We start from the raw sequence: 16173 nt of genomic DNA, 5'->3' as shown, positions 1-16173 counted from the left end.
ATTTTATTTTGAGGTGAGTTTTTGATATTAAAAATAATAAATTTAAATATCATCGAAGAAACTTACTTAATAATAAGGTAGAGCCAGTGCATTGTGTTTTACCTTAGAAGATAAAGTATGAGTAATCTTATGAAAGTAACAGTATATATAACTACGTTCAATAGAGTTGAGTTATTAAAACGGGCTGTAAATTCCGTGTTGATTCAAAGTTACGACAATATACAAATAGTGGTAGCCGACGATGGCTCTACAGATGGTACGCACAACTACCTAAAGGAAATGGAGTGTAAAGGGCTATTAATAAGCACTATTAATTCATCAGGCGAATCTAAGGGGGCGTGTTATGGGCGTAATAAAGCAATCTCACTAGCCGAAGGGGTTTTTATAACCGGACTAGATGATGATGACTATTTTGAAAGTTGGCGTGTAGAAAAATTTGTTCATTACTGGAATGAATTTAAAGATACTACAAGTATTGCTGGCTTGTTTGATTCTATGATTGAAATAACAGCGACACATAAATTAAAAACTCATCAATCGTTGAAAGTGAACTACAGAGATCTTAGAACAGAAAACCTAATTGGTAATCAAATTTTTACTAAAACAGCCTATATGAAAGCTTTAGGGGGATTTGCAGAAGACATGCCAGCATTGCAAGATTGGGAAATGTGGATTCGTGTCGCTAAGCAATATGGTACTTTTTTTAATATTAATACATATTCATATATTGTTGATACCACTCATAGTTGGGAGAGGATTTCTGATAAAAAAGCATCAAAAATAAAGTTTGCTTTTTTATTATTGAAAAATAAACTGGAGCCATTGAGCTTTATTGAAAAGGTTGAGTTAACAGATACGCTTTTGAGTTATAAGCAAGTAAAAATGAATTTTCAAAGTGCTCTGTTTTTATTACTGGGCTTCAGAATGAAAACTTTTCTGCGTCGTATTAAGTGGAAACTGATTAAGAAATGAAATCATTTTTTTACTTTTCACAAACTATATTCATTTTATTACTTTTGAGATCTTCTTTAGACCCAATTTTGGATCTTACTAGAGTTGGAGGGATTGGCTTTGGTGCAATAATTAATTTTATTTTAGTGTTATGTGTATGCAACCTTATACTTAAAAATAATATGCTAGTTTCCAAAAGTATTATAAAAATCTGGTCGCCTTTCATTGTTATCGGACTTTTATCTATAAGTATTTCACCGGATAAAATATCGTCTCTACGTTCTTTTTTTACTGTTATTACATATTTCTCTTGGTTTTTGATCCCGTTTTATTATGTAAAAAAAGAGGCCGAGGTGAAGGTCTTAATAAAGTTAATAATTTATTCCTCTATTATCCCTTTTGTATTTGCTGGTGTTGAATTTATATTCCCAGCCGGAAGTACTGGTAATGATGGTTTTAGAGTTTTTGGGAGTTTTTCTCACCCGAATATTTTTGCTTTTTACTTAGTGCTGATCTCGTCTATTTGTTTTTTTACTTTTAAATCTACGCTAATTGCTTTTGATGTGAAATTTATAAAACACGCCAAAATTATATTTATGTTTTGCATCATTTGCCTACTTGCTACCAAAACGAGAAGTGCTTGGATTGCACTGGTTATAGTGTTTTTGGTCTATGGCTTATTAATTGAGCGTAGGTATATAGTGTACTTGATTTTATTGACATTTATAGCATTCCTAATTCCCTCTATCCAAGAGCGTATTTTAGATATTTTCTCAGGAAATAGCATTGATATTTTAGAGGAGGGAGGAAAGCTAAACTCTTATGCGTGGAGGAACGTTGTTTGGAGTGCAGCTTGGGGCTATATAATGGAGAAACCATTTTTTGGACACGGCTATAACTCGTTTTCATACTATTTTTTAGAATTTTTCCCACTTGAATCTGATACTAGCTTTGATGCCCATAATACTTACGTACAAATTGCCTTTGATATGGGTTTTTTTGGGGTAATAGCTTATCTGTTTCTTTTTTCTATGATACTGGCTCGAATGATAAAGTATTTTAAAGTAGATAAAAAAGGCGGTGCAATAATTATTGGGTTAGTAATATCGTATTTAGTTGTTGGTTATTCAGATAACCTGCTTTTTTACCTCTCATATAATTGGTATTTCTGGTTTTTTATAGGAATATTTTTTGTTTATTCACAATTCAATTGTCAAAGTACTAACCTAGATAAGGAAGATGTATGAGTAAATATTTTAAATATGATTTAAAAAGGTATGGGGGCTATAGCGCATTTCTAAGAGAGCAGTCAATATATTGTATTTTTATTTACAGATTAGGAGCTCGTATTGAGACTGTGAATAATGACATAATAAAAAAAATATTATATATCCCCTATTATGTTCTGTTTAGGTTATTTGAAAGCTTATTTGGTATCAGTATACCCAAAGAAGTTAAAGTTGGACCTGGCTTGAAAATATGGCATTTTGGGCAAATCTTCATTCATCCTGACGTTGTCATTGGCAAGCAGTGCACGCTTAGGCACGGTATAACTATTGGCAATAAATATGAGGGGAGTGGATGTCCTCAAATAGGTGATAATGTTGATATTGGCGCCAATAGTATGATTTTAGGAGATATTAAAATTGGCTCTAATTGTACAATAGGTGCTATGACTCTGGTGAATAAAGATGTACCTGCCAATAGTATAGCTGTTGGGATCCCTGCAAAAATCACTTTTAAAGGTGACAAAAAATGAACATAACATATTTTATCAACCAGTACCCAAAAGTTAGCCACACTTTTATTAGAAGAGAGATTTTAGAACTCGAAAAAAAAGGTTTCATTGTTCAGAGAGTTGCACTCAGAGGCTGGGATGCTGATTTAAAAGATAAAGTTGATTTTTGCGAACAGGAAAAAACAAATTATATTTTAGAAAATGGAATTAGGCCCTTATTACCAATATTTTTTAAAGCATTCATAAAGTATCCAAAAAGAGTAACGACAGCTTTTATAGCAGCAGTTAATATGGCAAAAATGTCTGAAAGAGGCGTGTTATATCACCTTATTTACCTTGTTGAAGCATGTAAATTATCAGCTTATTGCTGTGAAACTGATAGCAAACATATTCACGCACACTTTGGTACAAACTCCGCAGAAGTCACCATGTTAGCGGGTATGATCTCAGGTGTTGATTATAGTTTTACAGTGCATGGCCCTGAGGAGTTTGATAAACCATTAGGATTGCACTTAAAAGAAAAGATTAGTCATGCAAAGTTTGTTGTTGCTATAACTAGCTATTGTAGGTCTCAGCTATTTAGATGGGCAAATTATAATGATTGGAAGAAAATTGAGATAGTACGGTGTGGTCTTGACGATAACTTTTTAAAAGGACAGCCATTGCTACCTCAGGCTAGCGAGATTAAACAATTATTATGTATTGGTCGGTTATGTGAACAAAAAGGACAATTACTTTTACTTAAAGCATTAAAAATGGTTTTAGATGAGGGAGATAATATCAATTTAATTTTAGCGGGTGATGGTGAGATGCGAGGTGATATCGAAAAATTCATCAAAGCCAATAACTTGGGAAAAAATGTTCGGATTACTGGATGGATAAGTTCTGAGGAAGTACATAATTTATTATTAGCGTCAGATGCTATGATCCTACCTAGCTTTGCAGAAGGATTACCTGTAGCCATAATGGAAGCAATGGCAGTAGGCAGACCTGTGATGACCACTTATATTGCTGGTATCCCGGAGCTTATAACGAATGAAAAGCAAGGCCTTTTATTTCACGCAGGTGATACATTAGTTATAAAAGACTCGATAACCAAGTTTATTAAAATGTCAGATGACGAAATTAAGAGTATGGTTTTCTTAGCTTATAAAGCTGTAGCTGAAAAACATGATATTGAGCAGGAAGTGAGTAAACTAGCCGCTCTAATTTATGGTGTGAAATGATAAGTTTTATAGATATATTCATTGGTTTAATTGTATTTATATTTATCTTTTTGCCAACACTATTTTTATCAATTGAGTTAATTATTGGCCTTTATTATCGAGGTACAAATAAAAATATGGCCATTAACAGTGACGTTGATAATGCTTATATAGTTATACCTGCGCATAATGAAGAAAAGATAATTAAAGATACACTTACAAAGCTAAAAAGAGAAATTGTTAGCTTATCTAAAGTGCTTGTTATAGCAGATAACTGTACAGACGCGACAGCTTCAATCGCCAAATCATTTGGAGCAAAAGTTTTAATTAGAAACAGTCTGGACTTTGTTGGTAAAGGTTACGCAATTGAAGCCGGTGTAGAGTATTTAAAACCGTTTAATCCTTCAGTAATTATAATATTTGACGCTGACTGTGAGTTTACAGAGGGAAGTTTTTATACCCTAACTCGGCGTTGTATTATGGAAGACGCTGTTATTCAATCCGCATACGTAATGAAGTCACATGCTCACGCTACAATTACAACAAATGTGGCCCAATTTGCTTGGGCTATAAAAAACATTACTCGACCACAAGGTCTTGCTTTTTTTAAAATAAACTGTCAACTGCAGGGATCAGGTATGGCCTTTCCTGCGAGAGTTCTAAATAATATTACGTTTGCTTCAGGTAGTATTGTTGAGGATTTAGAGCTAGGTTTAAAATTAACTGCCCAAGGAGAAAAAATAATTTATGATAGCTTTTCTCAAGTGTTAAGTTACTTTCCTACTTCAGTTATTGGAAACAACACTCAGCGTACGAGATGGGAGCACGGTCACTTAAGCTCAATTACCTTGTTACCAAAAAAATTTATAAGAAGCCTAGCTCAGCTTAAAATAAAAAGCTGTTTTACGATTTTTGATGCCATGCTTCCACCAACTGTTTTATGGTTCTTTATAGTTTTTTGTTGTTCTTTCTTTTTTTTGATAATGATGCTTTTTAATATATTTATTCCGTTCTATTTTTCTATTATTTCACTGTTTATTCTTTTACTTAGTTTAGGTCTTGTATGGTTCGTAATGGGCAGAGAGATAATACCTTTAAAAGATTTCGGAACTTTGTATAAGTATCTATTAGCTAAGATAAATATTTATAAATCATTCGTTAAAAATCGGCAAAAGTCTTGGATACGGACAGATAGAGGGGATGATAGCAATGAGTAACAAAGAAATTTTAAATAAAATTAGCTACCTAAATTATGATGATTTAGATGGATTTATAGCAAGCCTCCTACAGAGTGAGTTATCAAACACAGTTGGGTTTGTTAACCAGCACAGTATCAATTTAATGCATGACGATGATAGTGTACGCGAAAACTTTCTATCCTTAACACACCTTTTAAGAGATGGCATAGGTGTGAAATTAGCTTGTAAAATATATGGAATAGATCCTAAAGATAACTTTAATGGTACAGATGTAATTCCGGCTATTGTTAACGCGCTAAAAATGTCAAATCGAACTGTTAAATTTTTCGCCTACGGGGCAACTGAACCTTGGTTAACTCAAGGTTCGAAAACTTTATTCAAAACAGAAGAAGTAATAAAAATGAATGGTTTTGAGCAAGATAATCTCTATATAGAAAATTTTAAAAATAACTCAGAAAAAACAGCTTTAAACTGCGTTGTGCTTGCTATGGGGATGCCCAAGCAGGAAAAGTTAGCCGTGATATTATCAAGCATTGATGTTCCCTCCTTGATCATTTGTGGAGGGGCAATTATTGACTTTCAAGCAGGGAAGGTTAAAAGAGCCCCTGAAATACTTAGAACATTGGGGTTAGAGTGGTTTTATCGCTTACTTGTAGAGCCTCAGCGTTTGTTTAATAGGTATGTAATTGGTATACCGAAATTTTTTTACAATTTAGTTGTACATTAGAAGTAATCCACCCAACGGAGGCGAGCGGTGTTATTGCACGGCTCGACAGAAACTTTTTGCTGCAGCAGTTCTGTTTGAATATATCCCGTACGCAACCCTTTACTTTTGGGCCAACAGGTAAATTCAGAACTAGTCAGTTCTGGAACATTATCACAGTGTATCAATTACCGCCCAACTAGAGACATTCTAATTAATCTGGGTAAAAATTTTGCTGCTTTATACATGACAACAGGTATTAAAATGCCTGCAATTAATAGAACTAAAAATAGTAAGAAGTGATTATCAATACCGATAGTTGTAAGGATTGTTCTGGCTGTACTCGCTGCTGCAGGGTGCCACAGGTATATGGAGTATGAATATAGGCCAATCCATTGGATAACTTTGATTTTAGGAAAGAAAAAATAAGATATAATTATAAGGCTTATTGAGGTTATAAAAGTAAAATATACCAAGATTAAATCTCTATTTACTATTTCAAAAAATGAAGCTACACGTAAGCAAGTACCTAATAAAGCTAGGATGGCTGCAATTGTTAAAATAGTTTTATTCAAAAACTTATGAGGGTGCTTATAAAGTAGCATTCCTAGAATGAAATACGGTGCTAGTTCAACACTGGCGTAAACCCAAAACAAAACATGCCCGCTTATAGTCAGACTCAATGCGTAAAGTAAAATCATACTTATTATGTAAGTATAAAAGCTTGGTCTAAATCGTAAGTGTATAGTTCCTATAACCGTTGCTATCACAAATAGTGAGTAGAGATACCACAAATGTAAATAACCCGATATTAAGTATGTACCTAAGTCACCATCTTCTTTACCTATTATGTTCCTTAAAAGAAAATATAATATTGAAACAACAACGGCTGGTAATAATAGAGATGTTATTTTACAAAATAAAAACTGAAAGATTTTATTTTCACTTGAAAGTATTGCTATAAACACAATTCCTGCAAGAGCAGTAAATAAAGGTATTCGAATTAAATCAAAAACATCAAAAATAGAACGCCACGGTGAGTCCATTGCATAACCCAGGCCATAGTGTGGCTCGCTACCAAACACATGAAAAGCAACTACTAATATACAAGCAAATGCTCTTAGTGAATCTAAATTCACTAAGTTTTTAAATGAAGTACTTTTAGTGTTAGAGTTATTTATAAGCTTTTTGGGTAAAGATTCTAGCCCAGCAATTGATATATTTGTCCAGTTTTCTGGTAAGTAGCCTAATTTTTCTTCTAATTCTATTGAGATTGAAAAAAAAGTCAGAGAGTCTCCACCTAAATCAAAAAATGAATACGATTTGTTTTTTGCTAGCTCCCCAAAAATACTTATGTAAGTATCATTAATACTTAAAGCCGATTGCTCGTTATTTTTTTTGTTAGATTGAGTAAGTTCCATTTTTATAGAGTTATAGTCGAACTTACCTGTGTCTAAGGTAGGAAACTCTTTTTTAAACACTACTTTAATCGATGATTTAGGCAGCTTTAAGTGTTGTTGAAAGTATTCATTAATATGATTGATTTTACTTTCTTGGCGAGTAACTATTAACAGCTTTTCATCTACTCCAGTACAAATCGCATCAAAATGCTGTTCATTGCACATAACCTCTATTTGATCCAAACTTATCCTGTTGCCAAATACTTTTATAAAACGGCTCATCCTTCCTGTTACAAAATAAAGTCCATCTAAGGATTTTTTAGCAATGTCACCAGTTTTTAATTCGAATGTTTCTTTATCTTTTTTTAGATCATCTTTTTCTATGGCATAGCCCATCATCACGTTCGGGCCGTTATAAATTAATTCGCCTTGTTCTCCAGGTGGGAGCTCTTTATTTTTATCATCAACTACTTTGAATTCTCCTCTAGGGATTGGTATACCTATTGAATTTGGGTTTGATTCACACATATCCGGTGGTAAGTAAGACATTCTCGGTGAGGCTTCTGTTTGTCCATACATAACAAAAAATTTGCAGCCTCTAGCTTTTGCAAAACTCGCAAATTCAGAAACAATATTCGTTGCCAGTTTACCGCCAGCTTGTGTGAAGTACTTTATAGATGAGGGGATTAATTGTTGATAATTAATTTTTGATAATAGATCGAAATTGTGAGGTACACCGGCAAAACTTGTTGCGTTTTGTTCTTTACAAAAATTCCAAAACTCTTTTGTGTAAATTGCATGAGTATTAAACCCAATTGTTGCACCACAAAATAAATGAGTATTAACAATTGAAAGGCCATATGAATAATTGGTTGGTAAATTAACAATGCCAATGTCTTGTTTATCTATACCTAAATATTCAATTATAGAGACTGTATTTGCCTCGATATTGTCATAGGATAATTTTACACATTTAGGGCTTCCAGTCGAGCCAGAAGTAGATAAAAGTAAGCAGAGATCTTCATGTAAATTTACTTTTTTACTACTTAGTTTCTCAACGTCGATGCCATTAGTAGTTTTTATTATAAAGTTAGCGTCGAAAGCTTCTCCTAACCGAGAAGCCATTTCCTCATTATTAGGAGGAAGCATCAAAGCAACATGCTTACCTAGTAAAATAGCTACGTAAGATATTAGCCAATCAATACTTGGAGTACACTCTAATAAAATAAGACTTCTTTGTGATCCTAACTTTGAGGCAATGCCTTCTGCTTTTTCAATTAATAGTGAATAAGTTATTTTTTGATCGCTTTCTACAGCCGCTATGCTATTGCTGCGAAGTTTAGAAGTGAGTTTATTAGTGTCCTTAAACATTGATGACCTACTTTAATCCAAAAGGAGATAATCATATTTTAGTCTAGATTAACGAGAGTTGTTAATTTATACATAACTTTGATATAAAAGATAAAATTTATTAGTAACTTAAGAAGGGGCTATAGTTATATTCATTTTTACAATGCGAACACATCGTAAACAGAAGTTTTTATGGTATTTTAATTAGTTTACGTTTGTTTTTATCACGTTTTTTTTTGTTTATTTAATTTATTAAATAGGTTCTAAATAAAATTGAATTTTATTTGTCTTCGAGCCCACCAAGTAGTGGTGGTAAATTACACCGCTGTTATTTGTATATATGGTCCTGCCGGGCAAAATAGTAAAGTATCTATAAAGAAGTAATAGCGGCAGTGTGTTTAACCCTCTGTAGGTATTAAAGGGGGGGAACTAAATAAACCAATAGCTTCCTGCTTAGTTGCAATTAAATAATATTATGGCTACTCCGTTCACGTTAATGAGAAGTAGTTCCTTACATTACTAAGCTAAAGTAAAACATGTACTTTAATGTGTTCCTCTATAAAAAAGTAAAAGTTTAGCTATTACAGTAATGTTTACTCATGTTTGTTTTTATATAAACAACATACATTGAAACAAACTATAGCATGATATTTATAAGTAAACGCACTTTATGTTAATTGTGCAACTTGAGTTGTTAACTTAGTATTAATTCTGAAATCTAGTGATAATTTTTTCACTCAGTATGGTCTACCATAGGGATTAATTGTTATGAATTCTTCAAGGACATTTAAGCTATCAGGTTCATCAGATGGCTGTTTTTACAGACTTTTCGATATTATTGCATTATTTTTTGCTTTTCAATGTTCCGCCTTATTTTATGACTTTAACTTAAGCCCTTTTTATATGGTGTCAGTGTTAAGCGTTGCACTCATTTACCTATATTGCGCTGAAGTGTTTTCTACTTATAGATCGTGGCGTGCAGGGAAATTTAGAGTGATGATGCTGTGCGTTTGGGGCGCTTTGTTAGTCTCATTCGCTTGTTTGTTTTTTATATCATTTATTTTTAAGTTTTCAGAATCCTTATCTCGGATTGGCATTAGTTTATGGTTTTTATTAAGTATGCTTTATTTATATTTATGGCGCTTGGCTGTTTACTTGTATAAGCGTAATCGTCGTAAATTTGGTTTATATTTGCGTAATGTGGCTATTATTGGCGCAACAGAAACCGCTGCGTACTTATATGATGAAATTGAAAAAAATGATGAGTTAGGCTTTAAGTTTTTAGGATTTTATGATGACAGAACTCCAGATCGTTTGTTTAGTAAGTTAGCGTCTCATGATGTTGCTGGCAACATACAAGAAGCCGTTGATTCTGCAAGAGAAGGTAGGGTTAATGTCTTATATATTGCTCTTCCCATGAAAGCAGAAAAACGTATTGCAGACATTTTATTACAGCTGGGTGATACCACAGTTGATGTGCATATAATACCCGACTTTCTTCTTTCTAATCTAATACATGCGCGTATTGAACATGTTGGTGAGGTTGATACATTAAGTGTATTTGAGTCACCATGTATTGGTGCTCATGAGTTTATAAAACGTACAGAAGACGTTGTGTTCTCAATAGTTATATTATTATTGATTTCGCCATTATTATTAGTGATTGCAACTGCAGTAAAGCTGACATCAGCTGGTCCAGTAATATTTAAGCAAGATCGTTACGGACTAGACGGACGCAAAATAAAAGTATGGAAATTCCGTTCAATGACAGTAACAGAAAACAGTAATTTGATAACTCAAGTTACAAAAAATGATGTAAGGATAACAAAGTTAGGTCGATTTTTACGACGCACAAGTCTTGATGAACTTCCCCAGTTTTTGAATGTGCTTGACGGTGATATGTCTATTGTTGGGCCAAGACCTCATGCTGTCGCGCACAATGAAGAGTACAGAAAAAAAGTAGAATTTTATATGTTTAGGCACAAAGCTAAACCAGGTATTACAGGGTGGGCGCAAATTAACGGTTGGCGTGGTGAAACAGATACATTAATAAAAATGGCGAAACGTGTGGAGTATGACCTACACTATATTAAGAACTGGTCATTATTGTTTGATATAAAAATAATATTCATAACTATCATCAAAGGATTTAAGAATGAAAATGCCTATTAATGTGATTACTCCTAGCTTATTAGTAGTTTGCATAGGAGCCAGCCCTTATGCACTTGCTAATCTAAAACCAGGTAGCATTATAACGAAAAATGGTGCCGAAATAACGCCTACGCTGCAAACAGGAGTTAGTTCTAATAATAATATATTTAGAACACCAACTAACGAGGAGTCGCGGTTAATATGGAGTATTTCCCCAAATATTTCTGCAGTAATAGAAGATGGCCCCGACAATTATAAGCTTAACCTTGGGTCAAGTACGTCCTTTCATAATAAAGATACCACAGATAACTTTACACAAGTGACCATTGCCGCAAGTGCTCATAAAGAGTTTACCCAACAGCATAGATTCGATATTAAAGGTGACGCAGATTGGTTATATGAACCTAGAGGAAGTGGTTTAACCGAAGGTTTGGGAGATATTGTTAATGAATTAGTGAAATACGAACAGCAAAATGTGACAGCGCGTTATGAATATGGCGCAAAAAGCTCTAAAGCTCAGATTGCACTTAATGCTGGTTTTTTCAATAAAAAATATCAAAACTTTAGACCCGTTTCCCAGTATCGGGACTATGATAAAACTTTAGTGGGAATAACCGGTTACTATAATACGCTCTCATCGACACGTACTTTTTTGGAGTTAAAAAAAGAAAATTACCGCTACGATATTTTGCAAGCTAATGGTATTTCACGAGATTCAGATGACAGAAAAATATTACTAGGAATAGAGTGGGAGGCAACGGCGGTAACATCAGGGACCTTCAAAGTTGGTTATCAAGACAAAGATTTTATTTCAGACTTACGTGAAGATTTTACCGGTTTAAGTTGGGAAGCCGCTGTGCTTTGGCAGCCACTTACTTATTCATCGGTACAAGTTTTAACTAGCCGCTCAGCTAAAGATCCCTTGGTAGCAGGTGATTATATTAAAGAGAGTGTTTATAACATTACCTGGGATCATAATTGGAGTAATTACTTTAGTTCGTTGGCAAGTTTAAATTATGCAGACGAGCAATACACTGGTGATATTGGTAGACAAGATAAAACAACAGCGGCCCGATTAGGTTTAAATTATTTAGTTAGTAACTTTGGGATGGTATCTAGCTATGTGGATTTTATAGATAAAAACTCTAATCAAGATGCGATTACATTTGATCGTGTCATTATCGGGATTAATTTTACCTTTGCTTTGAAGGTTAATCGATGAAATCTAGGATGATTGTTTGCCTGGCTTTTTTATTGAGTTTTAATAGTTTTGGCCAAAGTGCACAAAACTATACTTTAGGACCAGGTGACAAAATAGAGATAAAAGTTTTTGGCCAACCTGATTTAGATGTAACAGCATTATTAGGTAACAGTGGCATAGTTAATTATCCTTTTTTGGGAAAAGTTAAACTCGCTGGCCTGAATACATCACAGGTAGAGAAAATAATAAGCCGTGGTTTACAGCCTGATTATTTAGTGAACCCCAATGTGTATGCTCAGGTTACACAATATCGGCCTTTTTATATTCACGGCGAAGTTAATAACCCAGGAGCATACCCTTATCAGCCGGCAATGACAGTAAATCAAGCAATTGCACTTGGTGGTGGATTAACAGAGCGAGCATCAATAGATAAAATATATATTTTTAAAGAGCAAACCAAAGAGCAGCAACATAGAGGCAGTTTAAACAGTCAAATTGCAGCGGGCGACACCATTAAAATAGAACAGCGCTTGTTTTAAGCCGTTAAAGGCAGTGATAAATGAATAAACAATCAGATAAATTTAATAATAATAATGATGATGTTATTGATCTTGGTATTCACTTTAATGTTATCAAGCAAGCAAAATGGCGAATTTTGAGTTTTGCGATAATCATTACATTATTAGCTATAATGATTACGTTAACTTTAACGCCTAAATATAAAGCAAGTGCAACTTTATTAATTGAAGCAGAGCAGGCTAAAGCGGTTAGTTTTGAAGAAATATATGGTTTAGACTCAAATCAAAAAGAATATTATTTAACTCAATTTGAAGTAATAAAGTCAGACAGTATTGCACGAGAAGTTATTACTAAGTTAGATTTGCAGTCACATATAGACTTTACTCCTAAACCTTCAATCTTTAATGAACTAAATATATTAATTTTTAAAGAACTAAATATATTAATTAAAGACTTACTGCCTTTTTTAAATAAAAAAGAAGTTGCTACGCTCTCGTATGAAGATCAAGTTGAGCAACAAATGCAAGATTTGCTTAGTATATTTAATAAAGCATTAATTGTTACCCCAATTCATAAAACACAATTAGTTAGAGTTAGTTTTGAGTCAAGTGACTCTAAACTTGCAGCCTTGGTTGCAAATACGGTTGGTGAAGTTTATATCGACAACCAAATGCGTGCCAAAATGGGGATCACGCAACAGGCAACAAGTTGGTTAAACACACGGTTGTCGCAATTGCGGATTCAATTAGATGAATCTGAAGTTCGCCTACAAGCATATCGAGAGGCGCAGCAATTAGTCGATATAGAAGGTATAGCCGGACTGGTTACTAAAGAGCTAGAGCAAATTTCTCAACAATTAGTTAATGCACGTAATGAGCAAAATAATTTAAAAAGCATTAATAGAGTCATTAAGGAGTATGGAAATAATAACATCGCGCTTTTAGAAAGCATGCCGGAAATAACGTCACATAAAGTAATCCAAGATGTAAAGCGCGAGGTAGTATTGGTTGAACGTAAAGTAAGTGACTTGGGCGAAGTATATGGAAATAAACACCCAAAAATGATTTCTGCTAAAGCTGAACTTGCGACAGTTAAAGCTAATTTAAATAAGCAAATTAAAAGCCTAGTTACAGGTATCGAAAAAGAGTTAAACAGAACAACTCGAACAGTTAATACATTAGAGGTTGATTTGAAGAAAATCCGAGATGATTACCAATATATTACACGTAAAGAAACGCAGTATAATCAGTTAAAACGTGAAGTTGAAACCAATCGGAATATATTTAATACATTTTTATCTCGCTCTAAAGAAACTGCAGTTACCAGCGATTTCACCTCAGCAGCAGCTCGCTTTACAGATAGAGCATATACGCCAAAATACCCAAGTAAGCCTAATAAAAAGCTTATTGTTATAATTACATTTATAGCCAGCTTTGCTTTTGCAGTGGTGATGAGCTTTATATTTGATGCATTAAACGATACGGTGAAAACAAAAAATGACGTTGAGAGTAAATTAGCACAACGCATGCTAGGTTTATTACCCAAAGTTAAAATATCGAGAAAGAATCCGTTTCCGATATACGCCTATTTAGAGGATAAATACCGCCGCTTTGCAGAATCTGTGCGTACATTTAGAACAAGCTTATTACTTACTCAGTTAGACCGGAATCATCAAATAATAGCAGTTACATCAAGCGTTCCTGGTGAAGGTAAAACCACCACATCAGCTAACTTAGCTTTATCGCTTGCGCAAATGGGGAGCGTTTTACTGATTGATGCTGATTTACGTAAACCCAGCTTAGCAAAACGGTTTGACATACCAGTATTTCACCCAGGCTTAAGTAATTTGATTACTGGAACAGAACAGTTTTCTGAGTGCGTTCATTTAGATGAGCGCTCCGGGGTTGCTATAATGCCAAGCGGACAAATACCATCAAACCCATTGGAATTACTATCTAGTGCCCGGTTTGATGAGTTATTAAAGGTTTTAAAAACTAAGTACGATCATATTATTATTGATACTCCCCCGACACAAGCTGTTAGTGATGCCCTAGTAATTGCACAAAGTGTTGATTCGGTTGTGTATGTAGTGAGAGCTGACGAAACAAGAGTAAAACCAATTAAAGCTGGGCTAGAGCGTTTGTTTGAGGTGAAAGCACATGTAGCAGGCGTTATACTTAATCAAGTTGATATGAGTAAAGCTAAAGATGAGCATAGTTACGGATACTATGATTATTATGAATACTCACAACCGTCAGAAAAACCTCAACCTAATGGCTAAATTATGATTGATATTCATTCGCATATTTTACCCGGCATTGATGATGGCGCTAAAAATTTAAATGAATCTTTAGCACTATTAAAGCTAGCGCAAAATGATGGAATAACACATATGGTGATTACTCCGCATATTCATATAGGGCGGTTTGATAACTCTGCTATACAACTTCGCAGAGACTTAGCTGATTTAAAAGAGCATGCAAAACAGGAGAGAATTACTATAAAGCTAGCAGTAGCGGCAGAAGTACGCCTTGATATAGAGTTAATGGCACTGGTAAAGGCAAATAAATTGCCCTTCATTGGCAATTTAGCCGGAGCAAATTACTTATTATTAGAGCTACCACATTCTCACGTACCACCAGGCTACGATAAGTTTATTGGCTGGTTAGCAAAACAAAATATTAAAGTGATCATACCTCACCCTGAACGTAACCGTGATATTCAGGCTAATCCTTTTTATATAGAACATTTAAAGCAGTTAGGTTGTGAGTTTCAATTAACCGCTTCAAGTATTGAGGGGGGGTGGGGGGATAAAGCAAAGCAAATTAGCAATGACATGCTTAAAGGTAATTTAGTTAGTTATGTTGCCTCTGATGCGCATTCGGTAAAACGCAGGCCGCCAATACTGAGTAAAGCAAAACACATTGTGAGTAGTTTAGTCGGGGAGGATAAAGCACATATGTTATTTGTAACTAATCCTTGGCGCTTAACTGAGTCACTATTTTGTGATTAATTTTAAATTAAATAGGTTAATCCCTATCATTTTTTTAGCGCTTATAACCTTGTTGATTGCCTATTACAGTATACAAAGCATACGTGCCAATGCTTGGTATTTTAATGCTCGAAATACGCTGCAACAGCTATCCTCTCCAATTAAGCGCTCAGAATTAAAGCAGGCCGAAAAAGCTATTACTTTAGCTACCAAATTTGAGCCAAGCCATCCTCATTATTGGCACTTGAATGCGTATATAAAAATATTATCAGTAAGTATTTTAAATCAGACGGCTGTAATTAATGCCCCTACACATAAGCAGGCTTACCAACAGGCCGAACAAGCGCTTTTAAAGTCTATTGAATTAAGGCAAACATGGGCAGAAACTTGGATAGCATTGGCGCAAGTGGTGAGTTATCAAGATGGGCCCACAAAGCAGGTTTATGACTATATTCAACAAGCAAAAAAAGTAGGCCCTTATAAGCTTGATGTGCACTTAGGTATTATTCAAATAGCGTTGATTCATTGGTCGCAACTAACTCCACAATACAAAGCTTTATATGTTAACGAATTGAAGTTAGCAGTAAAATATGGCTATAAATTCAATCAAGTTTTTGATATTGCAAAACAAAGTAATAGCTTAACCATATTGTGCTTATCGTTACAATTTGGTGGCGATTTCGATTCTGTTCGCAAAAGTTATATATTTAAAAAGCATTGTGGTAATAGCAAATAAAAATGCCCAGAGTTATAAAACTCTGGGC

13 protein-coding genes are annotated in these 16173 nt (G+C 34.2%); 12 read left to right on the top strand and 1 reads right to left on the bottom strand.

Annotated elements, in window-relative coordinates; all coding sequences use genetic code 11:
- Nucleotides 1-129: 129 nt before the first annotated feature.
- From PTRA_RS09530 to PTRA_RS09505, 6 genes are read left to right on the top strand one after another with little or no spacing between them, the layout of a single operon-like run.
- Entirely contained in the window at nucleotides 130-972 is an 843-nt protein-coding gene (locus PTRA_RS09530; RefSeq protein WP_157756048.1) for a glycosyltransferase family 2 protein, read from the top strand.
- On the top strand, nucleotides 969-2198 hold the full coding sequence (locus PTRA_RS09525) for an O-antigen ligase family protein (protein WP_058373605.1): 1230 nt from the start codon (nucleotides 969-971) through the stop codon (nucleotides 2196-2198). The genes PTRA_RS09530 and PTRA_RS09525 overlap by 4 nt, the downstream gene beginning before the upstream one ends.
- Nucleotides 2195-2710, top strand: a complete 516-nt coding sequence (locus PTRA_RS09520; protein ID WP_058373604.1) for a serine acetyltransferase — start codon at nucleotides 2195-2197, stop codon at nucleotides 2708-2710. The genes PTRA_RS09525 and PTRA_RS09520 overlap by 4 nt, the downstream gene beginning before the upstream one ends.
- Nucleotides 2707-3915 carry a glycosyltransferase family 4 protein gene (locus PTRA_RS09515; protein ID WP_058373603.1) on the top strand — a complete coding sequence of 403 codons (1209 nt, stop codon included), beginning with the start codon at nucleotides 2707-2709 and terminating at the stop codon, nucleotides 3913-3915. Before PTRA_RS09520 ends, PTRA_RS09515 begins: the two co-directional genes overlap by 4 nt.
- On the top strand, nucleotides 3912-5111 hold the full coding sequence (locus PTRA_RS09510; RefSeq protein ID WP_058373602.1) for a glycosyltransferase family 2 protein: 1200 nt from the start codon (nucleotides 3912-3914) through the stop codon (nucleotides 5109-5111). Before PTRA_RS09515 ends, PTRA_RS09510 begins: the two co-directional genes overlap by 4 nt.
- A complete protein-coding gene (locus PTRA_RS09505; RefSeq protein WP_058373601.1) occupies nucleotides 5104-5820 on the top strand; it encodes a WecB/TagA/CpsF family glycosyltransferase in 717 nt (238 codons plus the stop codon). The genes PTRA_RS09510 and PTRA_RS09505 overlap by 8 nt, the downstream gene beginning before the upstream one ends.
- Before the next feature lie 164 nt (nucleotides 5821-5984).
- Here the strand turns inward: PTRA_RS09505 and PTRA_RS09500 are convergent, their stop codons facing one another.
- A complete protein-coding gene (locus tag PTRA_RS09500) occupies nucleotides 5985-8567 on the bottom strand; it encodes an AMP-binding protein (protein ID WP_058373600.1) in 2583 nt (860 codons plus the stop codon).
- A gap of 747 nt (nucleotides 8568-9314) precedes the next feature.
- Here PTRA_RS09500 and PTRA_RS09495 point away from each other — a divergent pair.
- From PTRA_RS09495 to PTRA_RS09470, 6 genes are read left to right on the top strand one after another with little or no spacing between them, the layout of a single operon-like run.
- Complete coding sequence (locus PTRA_RS09495; protein WP_058373599.1) at nucleotides 9315-10718, top strand: undecaprenyl-phosphate glucose phosphotransferase; 1404 nt, start codon at nucleotides 9315-9317, stop codon at nucleotides 10716-10718.
- Nucleotides 10702-11919: an outer membrane beta-barrel protein gene (locus PTRA_RS09490; protein ID WP_058373598.1), complete on the top strand. Its 1218-nt coding sequence runs from the start codon at nucleotides 10702-10704 to the stop codon at nucleotides 11917-11919. Before PTRA_RS09495 ends, PTRA_RS09490 begins: the two co-directional genes overlap by 17 nt.
- Nucleotides 11920-11927: 8 nt before the next feature.
- On the top strand, nucleotides 11928-12437 hold the full coding sequence (locus tag PTRA_RS09485) for a polysaccharide biosynthesis/export family protein (RefSeq protein WP_418055008.1): 510 nt from the start codon (nucleotides 11928-11930) through the stop codon (nucleotides 12435-12437).
- Between the two features lie 20 nt (nucleotides 12438-12457).
- Nucleotides 12458-14698: a GumC family protein gene (locus PTRA_RS09480; protein WP_058373596.1), complete on the top strand. Its 2241-nt coding sequence runs from the start codon at nucleotides 12458-12460 to the stop codon at nucleotides 14696-14698.
- 3 nt (nucleotides 14699-14701) lie between these two features.
- Nucleotides 14702-15430, top strand: a complete 729-nt coding sequence (locus PTRA_RS09475; protein ID WP_058373595.1) for a tyrosine-protein phosphatase — start codon at nucleotides 14702-14704, stop codon at nucleotides 15428-15430.
- Nucleotides 15423-16145 (top strand): VpsP family polysaccharide biosynthesis protein, encoded by a 723-nt coding sequence (locus PTRA_RS09470; RefSeq protein WP_058373594.1) that lies wholly within the window; start codon nucleotides 15423-15425, stop codon nucleotides 16143-16145. The genes PTRA_RS09475 and PTRA_RS09470 overlap by 8 nt, the downstream gene beginning before the upstream one ends.
- The last annotated feature ends 28 nt before the right edge of the window (nucleotides 16146-16173 follow it).

Origin of the sequence: Pseudoalteromonas translucida KMM 520 (assembly GCF_001465295.1) — a bacterium.
GTDB classification, from domain to species: domain Bacteria; phylum Pseudomonadota; class Gammaproteobacteria; order Enterobacterales; family Alteromonadaceae; genus Pseudoalteromonas; species Pseudoalteromonas translucida.
The sequence above is the reverse complement of the archived record's forward strand: the minus strand, read 5'-3'. Positions and strand labels throughout refer to the sequence as shown.

Coding starts and splice junctions, on each gene's coding strand:
- PTRA_RS09490 (WP_058373598.1), top strand. CDS start 10,702: ATGAAAATGCCTATTAATGTGATTACTCCTAGCTTATTAGTAGTTTGC.
- PTRA_RS09500 (WP_058373600.1), bottom strand. CDS start 8,567: ATGTTTAAGGACACTAATAAACTCACTTCTAAACTTCGCAGCAATAGC.
- PTRA_RS09475 (WP_058373595.1), top strand. CDS start 14,702: ATGATTGATATTCATTCGCATATTTTACCCGGCATTGATGATGGCGCT.
- PTRA_RS09530 (WP_157756048.1), top strand. CDS start 130: ATGAAAGTAACAGTATATATAACTACGTTCAATAGAGTTGAGTTATTA.
- PTRA_RS09485 (WP_418055008.1), top strand. CDS start 11,928: ATGATTGTTTGCCTGGCTTTTTTATTGAGTTTTAATAGTTTTGGCCAA.
- PTRA_RS09520 (WP_058373604.1), top strand. CDS start 2,195: ATGAGTAAATATTTTAAATATGATTTAAAAAGGTATGGGGGCTATAGC.
- PTRA_RS09505 (WP_058373601.1), top strand. CDS start 5,104: ATGAGTAACAAAGAAATTTTAAATAAAATTAGCTACCTAAATTATGAT.
- PTRA_RS09510 (WP_058373602.1), top strand. CDS start 3,912: ATGATAAGTTTTATAGATATATTCATTGGTTTAATTGTATTTATATTT.
- PTRA_RS09495 (WP_058373599.1), top strand. CDS start 9,315: ATGAATTCTTCAAGGACATTTAAGCTATCAGGTTCATCAGATGGCTGT.
- PTRA_RS09515 (WP_058373603.1), top strand. CDS start 2,707: ATGAACATAACATATTTTATCAACCAGTACCCAAAAGTTAGCCACACT.
- PTRA_RS09480 (WP_058373596.1), top strand. CDS start 12,458: ATGAATAAACAATCAGATAAATTTAATAATAATAATGATGATGTTATT.
- PTRA_RS09525 (WP_058373605.1), top strand. CDS start 969: ATGAAATCATTTTTTTACTTTTCACAAACTATATTCATTTTATTACTT.